Genomic DNA, 21,117 nt, shown 5'->3' on the forward strand with positions numbered 1-21,117 from the left:
CTTTATTGGTCGTCTAACGGTTCAGCAATCTGCTGCTGAGCGTCAGTATTTTCAGGCAGATCGAACAGGGTTCGGACGGCGTCAATGTACAGGTCGCCGTCACTGCCGTTTTGGGCTTGCTTCAAAATATTGGTCGGGTGATGCAGAATCTTGTTGACGATGGCGTTGGCCATTGCCTCGATCGCCTTCTGCTCTTTTTTGCCGAGTCCGTTCAAATTGGACAGGGTCTTTTCAACTTCAACCTTGCGTACCTCGTCAAGCTGACGGCGCAGGGCAACGATGGTTGGTTTGACCTGTAGCGAAGACATCCATTTCTGGAACTGGACGATCTCGCCGTCGATGATTTTCTCTGCCTTGGCCGCTTCTTTTTCCCGTTCTTTCAGGTTGGCCTGCACCACACCCTGCAAATCGTCGACGTCGTAGAGGTAGACACCATCAATTTTACCAGCCAACGGATCGATATCGCGCGGTACGGCAATATCGATCATGAACATCGGCTTGTGACGACGGCTCTTGATCACTTCCTTGACCTTTTTCGCCTCCAGCACGTAATCGGGCGCTCCAGTGGAGGAGAGGACAATATCGACCCGATGCAACTGCTCACGGAAGTTCTCGAAGGAAACCGGGATACCGCCCTCAAACTCGGCGGCCAGTTTTTCGGCGCGGGCGAAGGTCCGATTGGTGACCATCACTCGGGCGACACCGTTATTAACGAAGTGCTTGGCGGCCAACTCGCACATCTCACCGGCGCCGATCAGCATGACGGTCTTGTCCTCGAGAGTATCGAAAATCTTGCGAGCCAGCTCAACGGCTGCAAAGGAGACCGACACAGCGCTACTGGCGATGGCGGTTTCGGTACGCACCCGTTTGGCAACCGAAAAGGCCTTGTGCAGAAAACGGTTGAGAATCACCCCGGCGGTTTTGAATTCGGTAGCGTAGCCGTAAGCGGTCTTGATCTGACCCAAAATCTGCGGTTCGCCGATCACCATCGAATCGAGACTGGAGGCAACCCGCAGTACGTGGCGGATGGCAGCCTCACCTTCGTACTCGTATAGATGTTCATTGAGGATGTCGGAAGGAATCTTGTGATACTCCGACATGAAGTTCTTCAGCTCGATGATCGCCGCTTCAATATTGCGCGAGGCAGCATACAACTCGACCCGGTTACAGGTGGATACAATCACCCCTTCGGAGATCGCCGGCAAGGCCATCATCTGCTGTGAAGGAGCTTCCATCTCTGTGGGGGCGAAAGCAACTTTTTCTCTAATTTCGACTGGAGCCGTTTTGTGACTCAGTCCCACTACAACAATATCCATGGTCTGTTCGTCAGCTCCGGTTAATTGGTGAAGGCATCAAAAGTGTGCTGCCCCCCGAGCAGCAAGTTGACGCCGAGATAGGTAAACAACAAAAACAAAAAACCGATAATGGCAAAAATGGCCGCCTTGCGCCCCCGCCACCCTACCGTCAGCCGGCCATGCAGCAGACCGGCGTAAAGAAACCAAGTGATCAACGCCCAAGTTTCTTTCGGATCCCAGCTCCAGTAGGTGCCCCAGACGGTGTTGGCCCAGAATGCTCCGCTGATGATCCCCAAGGTCATCAACGGGAAGCCGACGCTCAAGCAGGTGTAATTGACCTTGTCGAGCGAATCAAGGGAGGGCAGCAGCTGATAGATACCTGTAAAACGCTTGCTTTTCAGCATCCGGTCCTGAACCAGGTACATGACGCCAGCACCGAAGGCGAGGGCAAAGGTGGCATTACCGAGAAAAGCGAATGCGATATGCACCGGAAACAACCAGCTACGCAGCATCGGGTTGAGCTGCACCACCATATCGGGGCTAAGGGCGCTACCGAGCATCAACAAAAAAGCGAGCGGAGCGGCAAACGCCCCCATCACCGTCATGCGAAAGCGCAGGTCGAGCAGCAGATAGAGCAGCACCAAACACCAGGCAAAAAAGGATAGCGACTCATGCAGCGTAGTGACCGGGGTACCACCGGCAGTTGCATGCCGGACACCGAAACTGGCAGCATGCAGCACCACTCCAACGACCAAGATCCAACGCCCGATCTTGCCAGCCTGCGGTTTCTTCCCGATCATGTCGACCAGATAGAAGGTGCTGGCCAGAAAATAAATGACCAGTGCCGCATAAAATAAAACGGAAAGAATATTCATACGCTCCCTTCCGGCAGCTGCAGGTGCAGCTGCTCCAGAGAAAATTCAGGGCCAAAGTTTTCTATTAATAACTGATCTATTTCACAAAGCTTCCCTAGTTCCAGCAACGGAAGCAATTGCTCAACCCAAAAACTACGCAAAACCTGATGATTATATTGAGCGGCGAACTGCCCCGTCAACAGCTTTTGTCGAATTTCCGCCATTACCTCTAATGAAAGAGCCCAACTCGCAGGAATCGAGTCAGCTACGCGATCCCGTATCTCAGCGGCCAACGCCGGGCTACCGCCAGCAGTCGATACCGCCACCGACAAACGCCCTTGCTGCCAGACCGCTGGCAGGGAAAAGTCTCCGCCATCCGAAAGATCCGCGCGACAACAGAGCAGGTTGCGTCGCCGTGTCTCTGTAGCGACCTGCTGATTGACCTGCGCGGAATCGGTGCAGGCGAACACCAACGCGGCATCAGTCAGATCTTCTGGGCAAAACGGGCGCGCAATCGCCTCTACCGCTGCTGCAGACCAATCCGCCTGATCCAGTGCCGGGTCGACCAAGCGTACCTTGGCGCCTGCTTGCAGCAATTTGCTCACCTTGCGTTGCCCAACTGCACCTGCACCAACCACTACAACCAGCCGATCACACAAATTCAAAACAACCGGATAAGAAAGCCGCTCTGCCTCATTTTCCATTCAAGCGACCTTAAACACCAAACAGTTCGGCTTCCACCAACTCACAAAGCAGTTGTCCGGCAAACAGAGCCAATTCCAACTGCCGAGGCACCACGGAAGTTCCCAGATCGATACAATGATCCACGCCGTCACGACACAAGGGATCTGCATGGCTCTCACTAGTCAGCAACGCGACCTGCTGCTCATTATCAAGCACTTCGTCACGCAAAGCCCGCAACGCATTCGAGGCTGAACCATCATTTAACATCAACAACAGATGGTTGTCGCTATTGAGTGCCCGATAATGGCGGACCAGAAGCTGTTCCGACTCCCCAGCGTTGCTCATCACCGCCGCCAGCGCAGGATCGCTGCCCAGTGCGATGGCCGGCAGAACGGGGCGATCAAATCCGAGTCGATAGGTGAAATGGCCAGCCAAGAGCTGAGCTACCGGCTGAAAAGCCGCACTTCCAGCCAGAAGCAGTTGTCCTCCACCAGCAAACAACTCGCCCAAGCGATGTGCCAGCCCAGTCACGCCTCCCCCCTGCTGCTGGCAAAATTTCCCAAGTAATTCCTGCAATTGGCCACATGACGCAGCAACTTTTTGTTCCATTTTCTTCCTCGTCCCACAGCAGCTTCGCAGCTAAATCAACAGAGAGATTCAGGCATGATAGGAAGCCGTTCCCAGACTGTCAAGCAACAGGTTTGCCAAACCGAATTGCTTCTTGATATTTTTGCCAAGTTCTATATATTTTGAATATCAATTCCGAACCGATCTATTCCCCACTGCCTACCGAAAAAGGAGATTTTGATGGCCGGTGATAAAGTTTTAGAATTTACGGATGACAACTTTGATGCAGAGGTTCTGAAATCTTCTGTTCCTGTTCTGGTAGATTTCTGGGCCACTTGGTGTGCCCCCTGCAAGGCGATTGCACCGGTAATCGATCAGCTCGCAGAAGAATTCGATGCCCAAGTCAAAATCGGCAAGGTGAATGTCGATGAAAATCCGGCTACTCCCGCCCAGTACGGGGTTCGCGGCATTCCAACCATGATCCTGTTCAAGGATGGCCAGATCGTTGATCAGCTGGTCGGTGCTGTTCCCAAAAATCAGCTGGAAGGCTTGCTGCAAAAAGCGCTTTAAAATTCGAAAGGGCTCCCTAAAAAGGGAGCCCTTAAATATTTAATCGCTCTCTTTAACTCTCGTTAAAATCTCTTGTATCGCCTTCTTTTGCTCGCTTGCAATCCGTGCAACTTCGAGTTCCTTAAGTAACCGCTGTTTTCCCAACCGAGCCTCCTCGATATCATTACTGGCCTTGATCACTATCTCCCGCGATTGATAATCCCACCTCCGCTTCGCTTTACGCTTCTCTGTCACTGCTTGCTGATAACTTTGAGCCAGCTCCTCAGCTCGTTTTTTCAAATCTTTTGCCAGTTGCTGCTTTTTCAGCAGCCTCTGATCAGCAGCCTCGACACTTTCTTGAAACTCCCTGCTTACACCAGGCTCAACTGGAGTTTGCGGGACAAAATTCAGGTTGTCTACCTTGCCGGGCTTGACAACATTTTCTTTGCCACGACACTCTTCCGGCAGTCCTTGCAGGCTGTCGGCAAAATGGAGTTGGCCGCTGGCATCGCGGCAAGAGTAGGTTTGTCCCCAGCAGGTAGAAACCAGCAGGCATAGCCCCAAAGCTGTCATCAACAACAGACGCATGGTCAACTCCTTGCTAAAATTTTCGCTGGCTGTCAAGCATGATAGTTACCGGACCGTCATTGACCAGATCAACAGCCATATCGGCCTGAAAACGACCGGTTTGCACCAGAAGCTCCATCTTCCGCAATTGCTCGACAAAATAATCGCACAGTGGCTCAGCCATATCGGGCAGCGCAGCTTGGCTGAACCCAGGTCGCCGCCCTTTGCGACAGTCAGCCAAAAGGGTAAATTGCGACACCACCAACAGTTCGCCGGCAATGTCACTGACCGATAAGTTCATTTTACCAGCCTCATCCTCGAAAATCCGCAAACTGGCGATCTTTTCCGCCAAGTAGTCGGCGGCTTTATGATCATCTCCCTGTTCGACACCGAGCAAAATCAGTAAGCCAGCACCGATCTGGGCAATTTTTTCGTTATCGACCCTGACCCCGGCCTGTGTAACTCGCTGCAGAACCGCACGCATATCAAGCTTCCCCCTGATTCAACCCGGCAAAGCTGCGCAGCAAAGCCAGGTTCTTAAAATCATCGCAATGGCTTTCCCCCGGCGGGGTTTCAATAATCTTTGCGATCCCGGCAAACCTCGGATCCCGCATCAAGGCCTTAAAGCCGTCTGGACCGATCAAACCACGGCCGACATGATCGTGCCGATCAACCCGTGAACCGAGCGGTTTCTTGCTGTCGTTGACGTGAAACAAGGCCAGACTTTCGAAGCCGAGCAAACGATCAAATTCCTCCAACACAGCGGCATAGCCTTCTGTGCTACTTAAATCGTAACCGGCAGCAAACGCATGACAGGTGTCGAAACAAATCGCCAGATTGTATGACGATAAACATTCTAGAATCTTCGCCAGTTCTTCAAAACGGGAGCCGAGGCAGGTCCCCTGACCAGCGGTATTTTCCACCAATACCCGAACATCCTGAGGCGCCTGATCGAACACCTGCCGAAAACTCTCGAGCAGCGTCTGCAGTCCAGCTTCACTCCCCTGTCCGACATGGGCGCCGGGATGCATGACCAGATCCCCGATGCCGAGTTGCGAGCAGCGCACCATCTCATCAACAAAAGCGAGAATCGATTTGTTCCGCAGTTCTGTATCTGGACTTGCAAGGTTGATTAGGTAGCTATCATGAGCGGCAACGTAATCGATGTCACTTTTCCCACGGGCGCCACGAAAAGCAGCAACGGAAGTTGAAGAGAGAGGCTTTGCCTGCCAGCGGCTAGCGTTACGGGTAAATACCTGAATCGCGGTAGCACCGATTGCCTCCCCGCGGGCAAAAGCTTTTTCGATACCTCCGGCAATCGAAACATGGGCACCGACCAGCAACGGTCGCGACCTATTTTCTTTCACCATCAGGAGTTCATCCAGTCTTCTAGTAGTGGGGCTATTTCCACCGGGCTCGCCAACCGGGCATCGACATAGGATTCCAAAGCTTGGTTCGGCTGACCATTTCCAACCAACACCGTCTTCATGCCAAATTGCTTGGCGGTTTTCAGATTCAGCGATTGATCCTCGACCATCACGCAGTGGTCGCCCAAAAGTTGTAAATGTTCCAGTATCTGTTGATACGGATCGGGGTTCGGCTTCGGCTGATAATTGGCAACCCGGATATCGAAAATCCCGGCGAACACCCCTTCTAGCCCGAGGGCCGCGAGTACCCGATCTACATGGCAGCGGGAGCCATTGGTAAAAACGTAGCTCGGCACTCCAAGTGATTCGATCACCTGCCTTAATTTAGCATCCTGCGAGAGGCGGCTGCCGACATCGACTTCATGGACATAAGTGAGGTAGTCTTCCGGGTCGACCTCGTGATGCCGGATCAGGCCCTGCAAAGTGGTGCCGTAATCCTTCCAGTAGCGACGACGCAATGTATCGACCTCTTGCTGTTCGATCCCGACTTGCGTCTGCATGTAATGATTGATCCGCACATCGATCAGCGAAAACAGGTCCCGCTCTGCGGGGTAGAGGGTATTATCCAGGTCAAAAAGTACCGCTTTCATTTCTCTACATTCTACCTTGGGTTGAACTCGCCGGAAAAGACCTCTACAGCCGGGCCGGTCATCATCACCGGGCCATCTTCCAACCATTCCAGCTGCAGGTCGCCTCCACGCAGGTGGTTGACAATTTTCCGATCGGTGCGACCGGTCAATACCCCGGCAACCGTGACTGCCGAAGCCCCGGTTCCACAGGCCAGCGTCTCCCCGGCCCCACGCTCCCAGGTGCGCTGAATCACCTCTTTACTGTTTACCACCTGGACAAACTCGACATTGATCCGGTTCGGAAACCAGTCATGTTTTTCAACCAGCGGACCGATCAGTTCCAAGTCGCACTGTTCAACATCATCAACAAAAACCACGCAGTGCGGGTTACCCATCGAGACACAGGTAACCTCAATTTCACCATCATCCACCGGCAGTTTTATCGCCACGGCCTGTTCCTCAGGCGGGCCGATCATTGGCAAGGCGGCACGCTTTAAACGGGGCGTTCCCATGTTCACCTGCACCCGCTCAACCAACCCGGAAGCGCCAATAAACAGCTGTAACGGTAAAACGCCACTCGCCGTTTCTACCTCAATCTGTTGTTTCTTCACTAAACCATGATCATAAGCGTACTTGGCGACGCAGCGGATACCGTTGCCACACATCTCCGCCTCGCTGCCGTCGGCGTTAAACATCCGCATCTTCACGTCGGCCAGTTCGGAGGGCAAAATCAGAATCAGCCCGTCCGACCCAATCCCGAAATTACGATTGCTTACCCGTTGCGCCAGAATCACAGGATCGGCAACCTGCTCCTCGAAGCCATTGATATAGACGTAATCGTTGCCTGCCCCATGCATTTTCGTGAATTTCATACGCATTCCTTCGGTTGTTGTTGACCCCCAGTCTCTGATACTATAAACAGCGTCTGGAATGCTCACAACTGATATTTACGGAGATTGATATGGCTTTTAACCTGAAGACCAAGCTTTGGCAGACCGGCGCCCTCGACTGGTGGGCGATGATCGACAACGAAGATGTTTTCCTCGGCAACCGAGAATTCCCCCAACCTCCGGAAGAGGGAGATGAATGGCTGGTGCGGGCAACCGGCAATCGCTTCAAAGTGATCGAAGGGGAAATCAAACTGATCGCCCAGGAGGAGGCCCCGGAGCCGTGGCTGAATTACTGATCGTTCAACTGGCTGCCAGCGAAATGGACAACTTTTCCTATCTGGTCTATTGCCCGGAGACCATGCAAGGGGCAGCTGTCGATCCCTCGATGCGCCCAGAGGTATTGATTGCCGAAGCCAAACAGCGCGGCGTCACCATCAAGCTGCTGCTAAACACCCACGGACATCAGGATCATGTTGCCGGCAACCAGCGCATTCAAGCACTGACCAATGTTCAACTGGCGGCCAACCCAACCGATGTGCCAAACCCCGATCTGCCTTTGTCCGAAGGGAGCGTTATCCCCCTCGGCAACGCTGCGATAGAGGTTCTGCATACTCCCGGGCACACTCCGGGCTCGCTGGTTTTCAAAACCGGCAAGCGGATCATTACCGGCGACACCCTGTTCGTCAGCCGCTGTGGCAGAGCCGATCTACCCGGCAGCAATGTCGAGGATCTGTACTATAGCTTGCAGCGACTGAAAAACCTTCCGACTGACACCGAGGTTTTTCCCGGCCACGATTACGGTCCGACCCCGACCTCAACCATCGCCTGGGAGTTGGAAAACAACGATTTTCTTAAATGTCCCGACCTGCAGAGTTTCATCAAATTGCGGCTCGGATAAAAAAACGGCCCCGGACTTATAATTCGGGGCCGTTGCATTGCAAGCTGCTTGTTTACACATCTTCCGTCAACCCCCGTAAAGAGATCAACCGGGTTCCAGCCAAGCGGTCATTCCAGCCTCGTCGATCGGGACTAAAAAGAATAGCCAGATAACCAAAGCCGATCGGCAGAAACTGCAGCAACCCGCCAACGCTACGTAAAAATGCCTGCGAGAAGAGCAGCGGCTCACCAGCAACGGTCTCGACCCGTAACCCGGCCAGCATTTTACCAGGTGTCTGCCCGGCCAGAAAATGAAACAGGGTAAAATAGCCGAACGCCAAGGAAAACAGGACTAAAAAATAGGGGATGGAAAGATCGAGCAGGATTTCAAAGGATGGGAGCAGTCCGTTTCTGGAAGTCGAAATCGCAGCTTCAGCCGCCAGCACAAAACAGATCCCTACAACGGTAAGCAAAAAAAGGTCACAGCAAAACGCTGCAACCCTATTTCCGATCGATGGCAGCAATTTAATTTCCGCAGTTCCGCTTGCCACCAAGACCGTTGCGTTCTCTGCCTCTTCAAGAGGGTTCGAGCTAAATTGATCGGTAAGGGGCTCTTCAACCACCCTCCCCGGAATGCCGGATGCGACCGAATCCAGGCCCGCTGCACCCGACTCAGCCGCTGAGGGGAGAGGATCGATGCTTAAGTCTGCTGCGACAGCCCCTAAATCAGCCTGCTCTTCAACCAACAGATTAGCCTGAAAATCTCGATCCTCCGCGACCACCACCCTTTCATCTTCAGGTTCGGCAATAGTCAGGTCGACCCGTTCTTCCGGAGCCCCCTCCTGCGGAGAGGACCCCGGTAAGTCAAAAGGGTCTTTAGGGTCCTCCGCGACCCCTGGTTCCTCATTGTCTTCAAACTCGATCGTATCGCTATCGAACGAGAGGTTGCCCTCATTGTCCCTTGATGAATTAACAGTTTCTCTCACCTCAGAAGCCTCTTTCCTCGGATCAAAACCGAAATCATCTTCTAATTCGGAAGCATCATCCGTAGATTCTTCAGTGCTGCCTATATCGAATGAAAACTCGTCATCACCCTCATCTTCAGCTTCTGGTGAAGGCAAAGACTCTTCGACGTCTTCATCAACCGGTGCTTCTTCAAACAGCTCATCGAAGGACAGATCCTCATCCTCTTCGCTATCGCTCATAAAGTCGAAGCCGAACTCATCTCTTTCACTTGTTTCCGTTGCTGCAGGTTTGTCGGTTACGCTCAGATCTTCAGCCGTTGCCCTAGTTATTCCTTCAGCCACTGCTGCCGCCACAGCCGGAGTTGCCGCGGCAACTACTTCTTCAACAATACTTTCTTCCTCGGCTGCTATCTGGCCTGCAGGCTTCATCTGCCCGGGGAAGAGAACACTTACAATCCCGAATTTCTGCTTGTGCTCAGTTAAATCCTTGCCACACTTTTTGCAGCTATCGAGATGGTCAAAACTGTTGTAGCCGCACTTAGGGCATCTCATGACTCATCCTTTCCTTGGAACGCAGTGCTAGTGCTGCACCGACCGTGAGTTAAATCTCCATAAAGATATTGTAAAATTGCCACAATCGCAAGTCCGGCAGTCTCGGTCCGTAAAATTCTCGGTCCAAGACTGACCGGCTGATATCCTGCTTTTTCAGCCTGTTGCGCTTCTTCAGCAGTTACACCACCTTCCGGGCCGACGATCACTGAAACCTTTTGTGGAGTCAGCTTTGGCAACACCCGGTCAAGCGGCATCCTGCTCTCTTCCCAAAGCAGCAGCTTCAAGTCAGCCTCAACCGCAGCGAGGGCAGCATCCAGACTTTGTTCGATCTTTATTTGCGGAAGGTAGGCCTGTCCCGATTGGCGACCCGCCTCCTGAACAATCTTTTCCCAACGCTGCAGCCTTTTCTGCTCGCGATCCGGCTTCAGTCGGCCAACACTGCGCGTCATCTGGGTTGGCAAGAACTGATTAACACCAAGCTCTGTCCCCTTTTGCAGTACCAGCTCCAGTTTTTCTCCCTTCGGTAGTCCCTGAATCAGAGTTAAGTGACAGACAGGTTCTGGCATGTACTCCACATCGAGAATTTCGACGCGAAAATCATCTTGAACCTCTGCCCTGGCAATAACCCCTTTTCCATCAAACAGGGTACACTCGGCCCCTGCGGTCAACCGGAGAACTGAATGCAGATGACGCCCCACATCGGCAGGAAGTTCAACAAGTTGGCCGGGCACAAACTGTTCATGCGGGACAAAAAAACGGTGCATCTAGTTAATTTCTACGCCGATAAAGCAAACAGATCCACTCATCCTGAACCCTGGTTGGAAGGGCGTCCAATGGCAGGTCAGCAAACCCGTCACGGACCAACTGCTCCTTCTCTTGCAGGATTCCGGACAACACCAGCCACCCCCCGGGGCGCAGATGTCCTAATAGTTCGGCCTTTAAACGAATGTTCTCTTCTGCAAGAATGTTGGCGACAACCAGATCGAATGTTCCCTGCAACTCCTCCAACGGGAGTGGGCTGATCTCAATCCGGTCACTGAAATTGTTTTTCACGACATTCTCTTGCGCAACCTGGCAGGCCAACGGATCGATATCGTTTGCGAGAATTTCCCTGCACCCCAAAGCTGCGGCTCCGAGCGCCAAAATTCCAGAGCCCGTCCCGACATCCAGCATCTTCACTGGGGGATTTTGGGCGTCCAACAATTCAGCGATCATCTGCAAACAGAGCAGCGTGGTCCCATGTGTGCCTGTACCAAACGCCATGCCGGGGTCGATTTCGATCGCCACTTCGTCGGCAACTGGTTGATAGTCTTCCCAACTGGGGTGGATAACCAAACGGGTACCGATCCGCAGAGTCGAAAAATTCTGCTTCCAGTTTTCCGCCCAGTCTTCCATTTTGACGACACGCGGCGAGGTCACGGTAAATTGATCGGCCCCCAGCGCCGGCAGAGATTGCAAGATGTCTATTATCTGCTGTTGCAGCCCAGACTTGTTTTCGACAGCTTCAAAATAGGCCTTCAGGCTATACCGCTGCTCGGGCAACAGTTCTTCATCCGGTACGACGAATGTGTCCAGCTGCCGATCTTCTATCACCGTTCCGCCGGCCCCCAAATCAGCAAGAACAGCCCCGGCCAACTCGACATACTGCCCCGGCAACGACACTTCAATGACAATCCACTCATTTTCCATATCAACTAATTAACAGAGAGGATGAATGAAAATCAACAAAGAATCTTAAGAAAAACGTTGACACAACATTAAAAGTCTGGCTGAATTCTAAGACTAGTCCAATGAGAGAAGTAAGACGCTCGGAAATCAAAGCCCCGTTTTTCTCAACAGAAAAAAGGAATAATTAAAAAATATTATTATCTTTCTTGCACTGACACCAACTCTTTGTTAAAGTTGGTAGGAATTTTCATGAGCAGCTACTATGAAAATAGCTGTAGATTAGCAAAGCCCAGGTATTTGTGTATATTTCCAAACTAAAAATTTCTCACTCGATGACCGATTAAATTTCGGCACGAAAGTTTATAAAAGAGGCGGGGCCTCACCCGACATCTTGCCACGAAGGAGTCACTAAATGCGCATCCTGGTAGTTGAAGACGAAAAGAAGGTTGCCAGCTTTATCAAGCGGGGTCTGGAGGAAGAGGAATTTGCCGTTGATGTTGCCTATGATGGCGAAGAGGGCGTTTACATGGCGGAGAGCAACAGCTACGACCTGATCCTGATGGATGTCATGCTGCCCAAAAAAGACGGGCTGAGCGCAATCAAGGAGATTCGTGAAAAGAACATCCCTGTGCCAATTCTCTGCCTGACCGCAAAAGATACTGTCGACGACATCGTCTCCGGACTCGATATCGGTAGCGATGACTACCTGACCAAGCCGTTCGCTTTTGCCGAACTGGTCGCCCGTGTCAGAGCGCTGATCCGTCGCGGTTCCCAAGACCGTGGCGCGGAACTCTATTTTGCCGACCTACGCCTCGATCCGGTGGGTCACAAGGTCTGGCGCAACAGCAAGGAAATCGATCTGACTGCCAAAGAGTATGCTCTGCTTGAGTACTTCATGCGCAATCCGAACCAGGTTCTGACCCGGACAATGATCGCAGAACACGTATGGGACTACACCTTCGATTCCTTTACCAACATCATTGATGTGTACGTCAATTACCTGCGGAAGAAAATCGACCGGGACTTCGACAAGAAACTCATCCACACTGTTCGTGGGGTCGGTTATGTCCTCAAGGAGTCCGATTAATTGCCAACCGGCGCTAAATTGAGAAACCGCCTCACCCTTTGGAGCTTTATCCTGTTGCTGCTCTTTCTGGGTGCGGGCGGTTTTTTTTGTTATTACGAACTACAGCTGGAAACCCTCAAGAACCTGGACGGCCAGCTGTTGTCGATTGCCCGCAACTTCGCTTATGACTATCGCGAAGTTGACCCAGCCACTGCTACCTCAAAAGACTTCTGCCAGAATTTCAACCGGCAGGTCATCTTTCAGACCAGCGAACAGGCAGTTACACTCTTTTCCTTGCAAGGGGTCCCCCTTTGTCGCAGCCGTCAACCTCTCAGCCAACAGCTGTCGCTGGGGCCTGAAGCTGAAGCGCACTCAGCTTCGGGAAAAGCTTATTTCGAATCAATCAATATCGGTCAAAATGAGCAGATTCGACGGCTAACGTTTCCGATCATAGGCAATAACCAGGTTAGCTTTCACCTCCAACTAGGACACTCCCTAGCAGCCCTTAATGCCGGGCTTACCCACTACAAACTCATCTTGATAGCTGCCGGGTTGGCCGCCGCAGGAAGTCTTGCTCTTTGCCAATGGCTGTTCCTTGGCCTGTTCACGGGACCGATCAAACAAATAGCCCAGAAAATGGACATGACCAGCGAGGAGAACCTGAACCAACTATTCGCCCCCCCAACCCTGACGGGTAAGGAAATCGAGAAACTGGCAAACAGCTATAACAGGATGGCCGAAAGGATCGGGGGGTATTTGCAGCGCTCTCGCCAATTTGCCACCGATGTTACCCATGAACTGCGTACGCCACTGACCATCTTGCGAGGCGAGACAGAGATCGGTTTACGCGGTGAGAAAAGTGCTGAAGACTTGCGGCAAGTTCTCAATTCAAACTTGGAAGAAATCAGCCGGATGGGGCACTTGGTTGATGATCTGCTGATGCTGTCAAAAAGCGAGTTGGGAGAAATCCCACTGAAAATGGAGGCGCTCAATCTCAATGAACTGCTCGAAGAGCTTTTCTTCCAAGGGAAGATCATTGCTGCGCCAAAGCAGATTACCGTTAACCTGCAAGCCCCGAAGCAGAAGGTGAGCCTGTTTGCAGACGCCAACCGGATTCGCCAGGTATTCCTTAACCTGCTGACTAACAGCATTAAATATACCCCAGAGGGAGGAACGGTCACTATCGACTGGTCCCTGCAGGGTGAAATGGCGCGGATCATTTTCATAGACACCGGAATTGGCATCGACTACGAACATCAACAACACATTTTTGACCGGTTCTACCGCATCAACAAAACCGGAAACCGTAATGATGGAGGCTCCGGCTTAGGTCTGGCAATAGCCAAATGGCTCGTAGAAGCTCACGGGGGGAATGTCATGGTCTGCTCCACTCCGGGCCAAGGGAGCAGCTTTGCCATCACACTACCACTAACACCGAAGCCTGATGGCTCTGCAATCCCACCCTCTCCTGTTTAATTAATAATAAATTTTTATCTTCCCTTTTCATCTTGCCTGTTATATAAGGAGCAATGTAAACCTCTTTGGAGGTTTCGCGCCCCGAAGATCTCCCCCCCCTCCAGATCTTTGGGGCGTTTTTTATTTCTCCAAGCAAAGCTACTTCCCAACCGAATCCCCACCTGCACATTTTACTGTATAAAATGTTATGCTAAGCCATTAATGTTCAGGAGAAATTATGCATCCCCCATTCCGCCCCCGTCCGGTTTTTTTAGCCGATTCTTTCATGCTCCCAGTGGGCAAATACAATGGCAAGCATCTTGAAAAATTAAGTTTTCTAGAACTGGTTGATGCCTTGCACCCATTGTTCAAAAACTCCTCATTTAGGAAGGAGAAAATCGGCTGCGTGGTGGTTGGCAGTCAAAATCCGTTTGCCTTCTCCGAGATTGATAACGTAGCGGCAAAAGTCTGCGGTCGCCTCGGAATCAGCGGCGCCAAATCGGTGCTGGTCGACACCGCGTCATCCTCCGGTGCCAGCGCCTTCGAAGCAGCCTACCTGGAAATCGCTTCCGGGCAGCACGACCATGTTCTGGCAGTCGGCATCCAAAAGATGAGCGATGTTTCCACCAGCCAGGCGACCCGAATTGTTGCCGGGGTCATCGATCGGGAGGAAGCCGAATACGGCTTGACGATGCCAGCCTGCGGGGCGCTGGTCGCCCAGTCCCTGATGACCGAATTCGGCTTAAAAGAGCAGGAATGGACTGAATATTCCGCCCGCTGGACTGAGCGGGCACAGTCCTATGCAGCAAAAAATCCGAATGCTCACTTTAATTATGAACTCCCGGTCGAGCAATACTTTGCCGACATCGAAACAGGAAAGAACTACCTGTATTACAACCCGCTCCGTTATTACGATTTCTGCCCGATGTCGGACGGTATCGCCGCCTGTTTATTAACCGCGGATGAAAACAGGGTGCGTGTGGCTGGAGTCGGCTCAGGCACAGATATTCCAACCATTGCAGATCGAATGACCTTCACCAGCTTTCCCGCCACGTTGATCGCTCTGCAACAGGCCCTCGGCCTGGCTGGATTGAACAATCTGCAGCAACTCGAAGGGAAAATCCATATCAACATGCATGATCCGTTCAACGGCTTCGGGCCGATCAACCTCGTGGATCTTGGCGTCGTACCGCGGGAGCAGCTGTTTGATAGCCTGCTCAACCCGGCCCTGACCGGCCCGAACGGCAGTTTCCCGACCAACCTGACCGGAGGGCTGAAAGGACGTGGCCACCCGCTCGGCGCTACCGGCATGGTGCAAATTGTCGAGAACTACCAGCTGCTCTGTGAAGGGAAATATGCTGCCGGACTGTCACACTCGATCGGCGGGCCGATCAACAACAACGTCGTCATCCTGCTGGAGGACAACAATCATTACCAAAACAGAAGTCCGTCCCCCTACAAACCTTCTGTGGAAGTCCCTCTAGGGCATTTGAAACCACCCCAAATCAACCTCGAAGCAATCTTGGGGAAAGACCAGAAATGCAGCGGAAAGTTGCTAGCCAAGACTTCCCGTTTCGATTTCCGCACCGGCAATGCCCAGCGCACCCTGCTGCTATTTTCCACCAGCTATGCCGGAGAAAAATATCGTTTCCTAATCGGCGTCGATCCGCAGGCGGCCTCATCTTTAGAAGGGCTTTCTTCGGGAGAGAAAATCCGCCTGCAGCAGCTTGAAGGTGAGTTGCGGGTCAACGACGTGCCGATCAGACGCTTCTACCGAAAGACTATCGAGGGTATGGTCGAACTGGCCGACAGCGCATTCCGGCATTTACGACGTAAGAAGTGATAATTATTGGTCAGAACAGCAGTCCGGAGTGCGCATCTGCACAGTGCGCTGGAAAAATTATCGTGCTAAATTACGCGAATGCGTATAACCGTTAAACAACAGGTGTTGCTGGCACCCACAACCGTCCTGCTCCTACTGGTCCTGCTGCTCGGGTTCATGCACTATACCTATTGGGATCTTTCGAGTAAAAGGGCGACGTCGAAAGCGATCGGCGACACCTTCGTCGCTCTCGCTGAAGCAGACATGGCCGCCCGCAGGCTGCAGGTGATCATCCGCGCCCTGCAGTACACCGGGATGGCAAATGCGGAAGACATGGCCCTGGTCAGCGACCTGTACGATCGACTGGAAGCGGCGGTAGAACGGATTGAACCATTCGGCCCACTGAAAGGGACCGATGACATTGAACAACTGAAGCAACTGGTCGATAAGTTCAATCCAGCGATCAGCTTGGAACCGGAACAGATCGCGCAATTATATGCCAACTTCCGCGCCCAGCTATCCAGTCTTTCCAATACGACTCAGGTCTACCGCAACAAGCTCAGACACCTGCAGAACAAGGATATCAACCAGCTCATCGAACACACCGTTCTGGTTTCTATTTCGGTTTTGGTTCTGGCTATCCTGCTTTGTCTGTTGGTTGCCGTTTATTTCAGCCGCCGAATTCTTAACCGTATCCAACAGCTTTCTGACAATGCAGGACGGATCGCCGCTGGCGACCTGGAATTGCCTCCGGCACCAAAACATATCAATGATGAACTCGACGCCCTGGCGGTATCGATCAACCGGATGACAAATCGGCTGATTAAAGTGGTCGGCACAGAAAAGCTGCTGGAAGGAGCAGAGGAGGAACGCCGCCGAATCGCCATGGATCTACACGACCAAACCTTGGCTGACCTATCTTCGGTGTTGCGGGGACTGCAGACGCTTGCCGCTAAAGCTCCCGACCAGGGTACTGAGCACAGCATCATTACCTTAGAGCAGGATCTAGATCGCGCTATCAGCAACCTGCGTGACATCATGAATAACCTGCACCCTCAAACCCTCGACATTCTCGGTTTGGCCGCGGCGTTGGAATCTCACCTTGACCAGGACTGTTGCAACGACGACCTGCCCGAGTATCATCTATATACTGATCCGCGCGTCGAGGAACTGAACCTTAGCCGGCTACAACAATTGACTCTGTACCGGATCATCATCGAAGCGATCCACAACGTCATCAAACATGCCGCGGCGACTCGCTACGAGGTCAACCTCGAGGTTAGGGAAAAGTTGCTGGTCATCTCGGTAGAAGACAATGGTAAAGGTTTTGACCCAAATACCAGCAGCGGTGGTCGTGGCCTTAACAATATTCGTGAGCGCGCCAGAGCGATAGGTGCCGAAATCGTCTGGCGAGATTCACGCTTTTCCAGCGGCACCCGCTTTGAGCTGGCGCTAGCTACCAACTGATTCCGGAGCACAACATGGACCCAATAGAGATCTTAATCGCTGAAGACAACCCTAAAGATTTTGAATTTCTCGAGCAATTGCTCAGTAGTTGGGAGGAAGAGGTTAAGGTGACCCGAGCGCCAAACGGAAAAGTCGCTCTGGAAATGGGATTGGAAAGGGACAACCCGCTGATTATCAGCGATATTCAGATGCCGGAAATGAACGGTATCGATTTCGCCCGCAGCCTGTGGGAAAAACAACCGGAAGCACGCATAGTCTTCTGGAGTCAGTTCAAAGATGAAATGTACGTACGCGCGCTGGCCAAGGTCGTACCGCCGGAAACCGTCTACGGCTACATCCTCAAGTCGAGCCCGCGCGACCGGATCGCTTCTGCCATCCGCACCGTGCTGCTGGAAGAACAGTGCTGGATCGCCCCAGAAGTCCGCAAGGTGCAGGGCCGCGCCGGGCACAGTTTGACGGCGCTTTCCGATATCGAATACGAGGCGCTGCTCGACATCTCCCTTGGCCTGACCGACAACCTGATTGCCCAACGTCGCTACCTATCCCGCCGCGGAGTGCAGAGTCGACTCAATTCCCTGTACAACAAGCTGGGTCTCGACCAGGAACAGTTCCACTGTAAGAAGGTCGGCGATTCATTCAATCTGCGTAACCGTGCCGTTGCCGTCTCTTTGGCCCGCGGACTGGTCAACGCCTTTGAAATGGAGCGGGAAGAGAAAGATTTTCAGGCCTGGTTCAAACGTTTTCAGCAGAGCAACCAGCCGAAGTAACCATCTTCCGCCAAACTGGTATGACCGGAACCATCCCATTTCGCCGACAAAGGAACTGCCCAGCCTATTAAGATTGGACAGCTCTTTTCTTGTTATTCCCCACCAGCTATGGTAAAAGGTCTTACCAAGTAAACCGGAGGATAACATGGCCACTGTTTTTAAACCGATCCGCCCCAAAAAGCTGTCTGAAGAGATTGTTGACCAGATTAAAGAACTGATCTCCCGCGGCGAACTGAATCCAGGGCAAAGAATTCCCTCCGAAAGGGAGCTGGCCTCTTTTCTGGGCGTCAGCCGCCCTTCAGTCCGCGAAGCGATCATGGTCCTGGAGGCGATGGGTTTTCTCGAGTCACGCCAGGGGGGCGGCACCTATGTACGCTCGCTGGCTGACGTCACGATGGCCGATCCGTTGGCTAACATGGTTGAACGCCGGGACCCGCGCATGCTTCATGCGTTAACCGAAGTGCGTATCGGCCTGGAAACCTGGTCAGCCTACCTGGCGGCAAAACGGGCTGAAGATTCGGAAATTGAACGACTGCGCGAACTGTACGCCACCATGGTCGAACAGGCAGAGACCGGCGGGTGGGACGCGGAGATCGATTCGGAATTTCACCTGACCATCACCGCGGCAACACACAATACGCTGCAGGTTCACGTCCTCAACACCATCCAGTCGCTGTTTCAAACTACCATCATGGTGGCCCTGAGTGAATTTTACAGCAAGGAAGGCTATATCGAACTGCTGCTGAGTCACCACCGCGAAATCATGGAAGCGATCGCCGATCACGACCCGGAACGCGCTCGCGACAAGATGATGGAGCACCTGACACTGGTTGAGGAAAAGCTTGCGCTGTTCCTGCAGAAGGAAAGACCTGATACAGCGTAAACCCCCAAACGATTTGCTCAAAAGGCTGCTTTCCACAAGCAGCCTTTTGCTTTCACGCGCAAGGACTAGATAAATGCAGCTGGAAAAAATTTACCGGGACACGATTGCCAAATGGGGCGAGGATGCCCAATACGACCAAGCAGTTGAGGAATGCGCCGAGCTAATCGCGGCTTTAAAGCATTATCGCCGTGGGAAAATCGACAAGCAGGCGGTGATTGCCGAACTTGCCGACGTCACCCTGATGTTGGGACAACTGAGCTGGATGTTCGGGCAAAAAGAGGTCGACGACGCAGTGCAGAACAAACTGGCGAAACTGGACCGACTGATGAACGAGTCCTAACCGAATAAAAGTCGAAAAATGGATGAAAAAAAACGCGCCATAGCCGAATTGATCGCTTTTTACCAGCCGCGGATCGGCCATGAAATTCACGTTGGCCCCTGGCTGGAAATAGATCAGCAAAGGATCGATAAATTTGCCGAAACGACCGGTGACCTGCAATGGATTCATATCGATCCGGAACGCGCGATAAAAGAATCGCCATACGGCTCAACAATCGCGCACGGCTATTTAACTCTGTCGCTCCTCCCTTATTTGACTGAGAGTAACCATCCCGATTTTTTTCCGCAGAATTATCCCGGCATGAAATACCGGGTGAACTACGGGCTGAACAAAGTCCGCTTTCCGGCACCAGTCAAGGTCGGGGCGAAGATCAGAGCACATACCCAGATACAGGCTACGGAAGAGGTGAAAAACGGTGTGCAGATCTGCTACTTGCTCACCGTCGAAATCGAAGGGCAGGAAAAGCCGGCCTGCGTCGCAGAATTTCTGGCGCGCGTCTTCCCATAAAGAAAGCGGCCCTAAAATCTGCAGGACAATGGGTCAAAATCACTTTTGTGCTAGTTGATAAATCCCTGCATAAAGCCTATCAAGATTGATTCTGCTTGCCCCAGGAAATTTCTTTTCGCGCCAAACGTATCAAAATCCAGACATTTAAATATGCAAAAATTTTTAAAAGTTTTTTCCATTCCCGTTAACCACCAAAAGCTGTTAGTTAATAATCACTCTCAGAAGTAATGAAGGCCGGTGGCAGATCGCATTCCGCAGGGATTTGAAACGGGATCGGATACCTGATTCCCGCCTTGTGGGTCGCTTGCAAACCTTCTGCAGTTCGCTCAAGCCAACTTGCCGGGATTCCGATGCAGAGTTCATGATCCTGGGCCATTGCGAACCGGCGGTCTCCGAGGCAAGGAATCTCGATGGTCGGTTCGTCGGTCATCGCCACCTGCGCCACCGCCCGGGAACAGACCCCGGCATCGCCGGAAGATTTCATGCAGAACTCACCCCCATCATGATACAAAAAGGCCTGCACAAAGCGCATCGCCTGTGCAGTATTGACGTAAATCACCACCAGGTCCGGTTCGATACCCTGCAACCGTTTGCTGAGCGGATAGGTCACAACTGCAGCGACATTGGAATCGACCTTCGGCATTTCCTGCTGCATGGCCGCAGCTGCTGTCTGATTCTGCTGATAAATCCCTTTATTGACCTCGCCATCGACCACCCGCTGGGGAGCTTCGATCAAACCGGTACAGCCGGCCCCCAACACGCAATGCGCGGTTTCTGCCGTACAGCAGGTCGACCAAGCGTACATCCGGCTGTAGGCAATCTGCTGGCAGATGGTCAGTCGCTTACCATGCAAACGGATCTTTTTTCCCTCCAGCTTCGCTGCTTCAGTTATCAGGTTAACAGCCACCGGCTGAGTCGCCGGGTTGACAGTCGCATTTACCACTTCAAGAAAATTGTCCATCATCTCCTCCTAAACAAAAAAAATGAAACGTCTATTCCTCAGCTCAAGGTGACGTCGCCAATTCTGCAAACTTGCTCAAAGCTCCGGTAACCTTCTGTAGCGCCATCGCCCCACAGGAGCCGAGCTGATGACGGTGATCAAGCTATTGCGGATCGTTTTAGCTCAACCAGACCTGACCGGACACATCCTGCCAGATCAGGGCTTTCTGCGGCAAATCGATCGCCGTTGACTGAGAGCACTGCAGTGAACTACCCCGCCGCAAGCGACGGAGCTTCCTGTTTCAACGAACCATGACTCGTAGACCGGCTCTTGCGAGCCGTTCCGCCGTCAGAGGATTCTCCACGGGCGTGACTTCGGGCAGTTCCTGCCCTAGAAAGAATATTGAG

General features: G+C 52.5%; 24 protein-coding genes. 11 read left to right on the plus strand and 13 right to left on the minus strand.

Annotation, left to right across the window (positions count from 1 at the left end):
- Positions 1 to 2: 2 nt before the first annotated feature.
- From hemA to Q7J88_RS11995, 4 genes are read right to left on the minus strand one after another with little or no spacing between them, the layout of a single operon-like run.
- Positions 3 to 1,316, minus strand: coding sequence for a glutamyl-tRNA reductase (gene hemA / locus Q7J88_RS11980; RefSeq protein WP_303722464.1), 1,314 nt, complete (start codon positions 1,314 to 1,316; stop codon positions 3 to 5).
- A 20-nt stretch (positions 1,317 to 1,336) separates the two neighbouring features.
- On the minus strand, positions 1,337 to 2,170 hold the full coding sequence (ccsB, locus tag Q7J88_RS11985; protein ID WP_303722465.1) for a c-type cytochrome biogenesis protein CcsB: 834 nt from the start codon (positions 2,168 to 2,170) through the stop codon (positions 1,337 to 1,339).
- On the minus strand, positions 2,167 to 2,853 hold the full coding sequence (locus tag Q7J88_RS11990) for a bifunctional precorrin-2 dehydrogenase/sirohydrochlorin ferrochelatase (protein ID WP_303722466.1): 687 nt from the start codon (positions 2,851 to 2,853) through the stop codon (positions 2,167 to 2,169). The genes ccsB and Q7J88_RS11990 overlap by 4 nt, the downstream gene beginning before the upstream one ends.
- A 10-nt stretch (positions 2,854 to 2,863) precedes the next feature.
- Positions 2,864 to 3,442, minus strand: a complete 579-nt coding sequence (locus Q7J88_RS11995; protein ID WP_303722467.1) for a hypothetical protein — start codon at positions 3,440 to 3,442, stop codon at positions 2,864 to 2,866.
- A gap of 198 nt (positions 3,443 to 3,640) precedes the next feature.
- Between Q7J88_RS11995 and trxA the strand changes: the two genes are divergently transcribed.
- Positions 3,641 to 3,970 carry a thioredoxin gene (trxA, locus tag Q7J88_RS12000; protein WP_303722468.1) on the plus strand — a complete coding sequence of 110 codons (330 nt, stop codon included), beginning with the start codon at positions 3,641 to 3,643 and terminating at the stop codon, positions 3,968 to 3,970.
- 39 nt (positions 3,971 to 4,009) lie between these two features.
- Here trxA and Q7J88_RS12005 read toward each other — a convergent pair whose 3' ends face one another.
- From Q7J88_RS12005 to dapF, 5 genes are read right to left on the minus strand one after another with little or no spacing between them, the layout of a single operon-like run.
- Entirely contained in the window at positions 4,010 to 4,537 is a 528-nt protein-coding gene (locus Q7J88_RS12005) for a DUF4124 domain-containing protein (protein ID WP_303722469.1), read from the minus strand.
- Between the two features lie 13 nt (positions 4,538 to 4,550).
- Positions 4,551 to 5,000, minus strand: coding sequence for a D-aminoacyl-tRNA deacylase (gene dtd, locus Q7J88_RS12010; RefSeq protein ID WP_303722470.1), 450 nt, complete (start codon positions 4,998 to 5,000; stop codon positions 4,551 to 4,553).
- 1 nt (position 5,001) lies between these two features.
- Positions 5,002 to 5,886: a deoxyribonuclease IV gene (locus Q7J88_RS12015; protein WP_303722471.1), complete on the minus strand. Its 885-nt coding sequence runs from the start codon at positions 5,884 to 5,886 to the stop codon at positions 5,002 to 5,004.
- Complete coding sequence (locus Q7J88_RS12020) at positions 5,886 to 6,533, minus strand: pyrimidine 5'-nucleotidase (protein WP_303722472.1); 648 nt, start codon at positions 6,531 to 6,533, stop codon at positions 5,886 to 5,888. The genes Q7J88_RS12015 and Q7J88_RS12020 overlap by 1 nt, the downstream gene beginning before the upstream one ends.
- Positions 6,534 to 6,544: 11 nt before the next feature.
- Positions 6,545 to 7,384 (minus strand): diaminopimelate epimerase, encoded by an 840-nt coding sequence (gene dapF, locus Q7J88_RS12025; RefSeq protein ID WP_303722473.1) that lies wholly within the window; start codon positions 7,382 to 7,384, stop codon positions 6,545 to 6,547.
- Between the two features lie 89 nt (positions 7,385 to 7,473).
- On the opposite strand from dapF, the gene Q7J88_RS12030 reads away from it, so the two are divergent.
- Positions 7,474 to 7,698, plus strand: coding sequence for a hypothetical protein (locus tag Q7J88_RS12030; RefSeq protein ID WP_303722474.1), 225 nt, complete (start codon positions 7,474 to 7,476; stop codon positions 7,696 to 7,698).
- A complete protein-coding gene (locus Q7J88_RS12035; RefSeq protein ID WP_303722475.1) occupies positions 7,683 to 8,300 on the plus strand; it encodes a hydroxyacylglutathione hydrolase family protein in 618 nt (205 codons plus the stop codon). The genes Q7J88_RS12030 and Q7J88_RS12035 overlap by 16 nt, the downstream gene beginning before the upstream one ends.
- 52 nt (positions 8,301 to 8,352) lie before the next feature.
- Here Q7J88_RS12035 and Q7J88_RS12040 read toward each other — a convergent pair whose 3' ends face one another.
- Genes Q7J88_RS12040 through prmA form a run of 3 tightly spaced genes read right to left on the minus strand, consistent with a single transcriptional unit; the run spans position 8,353 to position 11,484 of the window.
- A complete protein-coding gene (locus Q7J88_RS12040) occupies positions 8,353 to 9,795 on the minus strand; it encodes an RDD family protein (RefSeq protein WP_303722476.1) in 1,443 nt (480 codons plus the stop codon).
- Complete coding sequence (locus tag Q7J88_RS12045; RefSeq protein ID WP_303722477.1) at positions 9,792 to 10,559, minus strand: 16S rRNA (uracil(1498)-N(3))-methyltransferase; 768 nt, start codon at positions 10,557 to 10,559, stop codon at positions 9,792 to 9,794. Before Q7J88_RS12045 ends, Q7J88_RS12040 begins: the two co-directional genes overlap by 4 nt.
- Positions 10,560 to 10,563: 4 nt before the next feature.
- Positions 10,564 to 11,484, minus strand: coding sequence for a 50S ribosomal protein L11 methyltransferase (gene prmA, locus Q7J88_RS12050; protein WP_303722478.1), 921 nt, complete (start codon positions 11,482 to 11,484; stop codon positions 10,564 to 10,566).
- 391 nt (positions 11,485 to 11,875) lie between these two features.
- Here prmA and Q7J88_RS12055 point away from each other — a divergent pair, with 391 nt between their 5' ends.
- From Q7J88_RS12055 to Q7J88_RS12090, 8 genes are all read left to right on the plus strand, one after another.
- Entirely contained in the window at positions 11,876 to 12,550 is a 675-nt protein-coding gene (locus Q7J88_RS12055) for a response regulator transcription factor (protein ID WP_303722479.1), read from the plus strand.
- Complete coding sequence (locus tag Q7J88_RS12060) at positions 12,551 to 14,005, plus strand: HAMP domain-containing sensor histidine kinase (protein WP_303722480.1); 1,455 nt, start codon at positions 12,551 to 12,553, stop codon at positions 14,003 to 14,005.
- A 217-nt stretch (positions 14,006 to 14,222) separates the two neighbouring features.
- Positions 14,223 to 15,827: a thiolase family protein gene (locus Q7J88_RS12065; RefSeq protein WP_303722481.1), complete on the plus strand. Its 1,605-nt coding sequence runs from the start codon at positions 14,223 to 14,225 to the stop codon at positions 15,825 to 15,827.
- A gap of 78 nt (positions 15,828 to 15,905) precedes the next feature.
- On the plus strand, positions 15,906 to 17,273 hold the full coding sequence (locus Q7J88_RS12070) for a HAMP domain-containing protein (RefSeq protein ID WP_303722482.1): 1,368 nt from the start codon (positions 15,906 to 15,908) through the stop codon (positions 17,271 to 17,273).
- Positions 17,274 to 17,287: 14 nt separating this feature from the next.
- Entirely contained in the window at positions 17,288 to 18,040 is a 753-nt protein-coding gene (locus Q7J88_RS12075; RefSeq protein WP_303722483.1) for a response regulator transcription factor, read from the plus strand.
- A gap of 145 nt (positions 18,041 to 18,185) precedes the next feature.
- Complete coding sequence (locus Q7J88_RS12080) at positions 18,186 to 18,923, plus strand: FadR/GntR family transcriptional regulator (RefSeq protein ID WP_303722484.1); 738 nt, start codon at positions 18,186 to 18,188, stop codon at positions 18,921 to 18,923.
- 73 nt (positions 18,924 to 18,996) lie between these two features.
- The gene (locus tag Q7J88_RS12085; protein WP_303722485.1) at positions 18,997 to 19,263 is read left to right on the plus strand and encodes an antitoxin; all 267 of its coding nucleotides are present in this window, start codon (positions 18,997 to 18,999) and stop codon (positions 19,261 to 19,263) included.
- Between the two features lie 18 nt (positions 19,264 to 19,281).
- Positions 19,282 to 19,770, plus strand: coding sequence for a MaoC family dehydratase (locus tag Q7J88_RS12090; protein ID WP_303722486.1), 489 nt, complete (start codon positions 19,282 to 19,284; stop codon positions 19,768 to 19,770).
- Between the two features lie 205 nt (positions 19,771 to 19,975).
- Here Q7J88_RS12090 and Q7J88_RS12095 read toward each other — a convergent pair whose 3' ends face one another.
- Positions 19,976 to 20,731 carry a DUF169 domain-containing protein gene (locus tag Q7J88_RS12095; RefSeq protein ID WP_303722487.1) on the minus strand — a complete coding sequence of 252 codons (756 nt, stop codon included), beginning with the start codon at positions 20,729 to 20,731 and terminating at the stop codon, positions 19,976 to 19,978.
- Between the last annotated feature and the right edge of the window lie 386 nt (positions 20,732 to 21,117).

Source organism: Malonomonas rubra (genome assembly GCF_003247215.1).
GTDB classification, from domain to species: Bacteria; Desulfobacterota; Desulfuromonadia; order Desulfuromonadales; family Geopsychrobacteraceae; genus Malonomonas; species Malonomonas rubra_A.

Coding starts and splice junctions, on each gene's coding strand:
- hemA (WP_303722464.1), bottom strand. CDS start 1,316: ATGGATATTGTTGTAGTGGGACTGAGTCACAAAACGGCTCCAGTCGAA.
- ccsB (WP_303722465.1), bottom strand. CDS start 2,170: ATGAATATTCTTTCCGTTTTATTTTATGCGGCACTGGTCATTTATTTT.
- Q7J88_RS11990 (WP_303722466.1), bottom strand. CDS start 2,853: ATGGAAAATGAGGCAGAGCGGCTTTCTTATCCGGTTGTTTTGAATTTG.
- Q7J88_RS11995 (WP_303722467.1), bottom strand. CDS start 3,442: ATGGAACAAAAAGTTGCTGCGTCATGTGGCCAATTGCAGGAATTACTT.
- trxA (WP_303722468.1), top strand. CDS start 3,641: ATGGCCGGTGATAAAGTTTTAGAATTTACGGATGACAACTTTGATGCA.
- Q7J88_RS12005 (WP_303722469.1), bottom strand. CDS start 4,537: ATGCGTCTGTTGTTGATGACAGCTTTGGGGCTATGCCTGCTGGTTTCT.
- dtd (WP_303722470.1), bottom strand. CDS start 5,000: ATGCGTGCGGTTCTGCAGCGAGTTACACAGGCCGGGGTCAGGGTCGAT.
- Q7J88_RS12015 (WP_303722471.1), bottom strand. CDS start 5,886: ATGGTGAAAGAAAATAGGTCGCGACCGTTGCTGGTCGGTGCCCATGTT.
- Q7J88_RS12020 (WP_303722472.1), bottom strand. CDS start 6,533: ATGAAAGCGGTACTTTTTGACCTGGATAATACCCTCTACCCCGCAGAG.
- dapF (WP_303722473.1), bottom strand. CDS start 7,384: ATGAAATTCACGAAAATGCATGGGGCAGGCAACGATTACGTCTATATC.
- Q7J88_RS12030 (WP_303722474.1), top strand. CDS start 7,474: ATGGCTTTTAACCTGAAGACCAAGCTTTGGCAGACCGGCGCCCTCGAC.
- Q7J88_RS12040 (WP_303722476.1), bottom strand. CDS start 9,795: ATGAGATGCCCTAAGTGCGGCTACAACAGTTTTGACCATCTCGATAGC.
- Q7J88_RS12045 (WP_303722477.1), bottom strand. CDS start 10,559: ATGCACCGTTTTTTTGTCCCGCATGAACAGTTTGTGCCCGGCCAACTT.
- prmA (WP_303722478.1), bottom strand. CDS start 11,484: ATGGAAAATGAGTGGATTGTCATTGAAGTGTCGTTGCCGGGGCAGTAT.
- Q7J88_RS12055 (WP_303722479.1), top strand. CDS start 11,876: ATGCGCATCCTGGTAGTTGAAGACGAAAAGAAGGTTGCCAGCTTTATC.
- Q7J88_RS12065 (WP_303722481.1), top strand. CDS start 14,223: ATGCATCCCCCATTCCGCCCCCGTCCGGTTTTTTTAGCCGATTCTTTC.
- Q7J88_RS12070 (WP_303722482.1), top strand. CDS start 15,906: ATGCGTATAACCGTTAAACAACAGGTGTTGCTGGCACCCACAACCGTC.
- Q7J88_RS12075 (WP_303722483.1), top strand. CDS start 17,288: ATGGACCCAATAGAGATCTTAATCGCTGAAGACAACCCTAAAGATTTT.
- Q7J88_RS12080 (WP_303722484.1), top strand. CDS start 18,186: ATGGCCACTGTTTTTAAACCGATCCGCCCCAAAAAGCTGTCTGAAGAG.
- Q7J88_RS12085 (WP_303722485.1), top strand. CDS start 18,997: ATGCAGCTGGAAAAAATTTACCGGGACACGATTGCCAAATGGGGCGAG.
- Q7J88_RS12090 (WP_303722486.1), top strand. CDS start 19,282: ATGGATGAAAAAAAACGCGCCATAGCCGAATTGATCGCTTTTTACCAG.
- Q7J88_RS12095 (WP_303722487.1), bottom strand. CDS start 20,731: ATGGACAATTTTCTTGAAGTGGTAAATGCGACTGTCAACCCGGCGACT.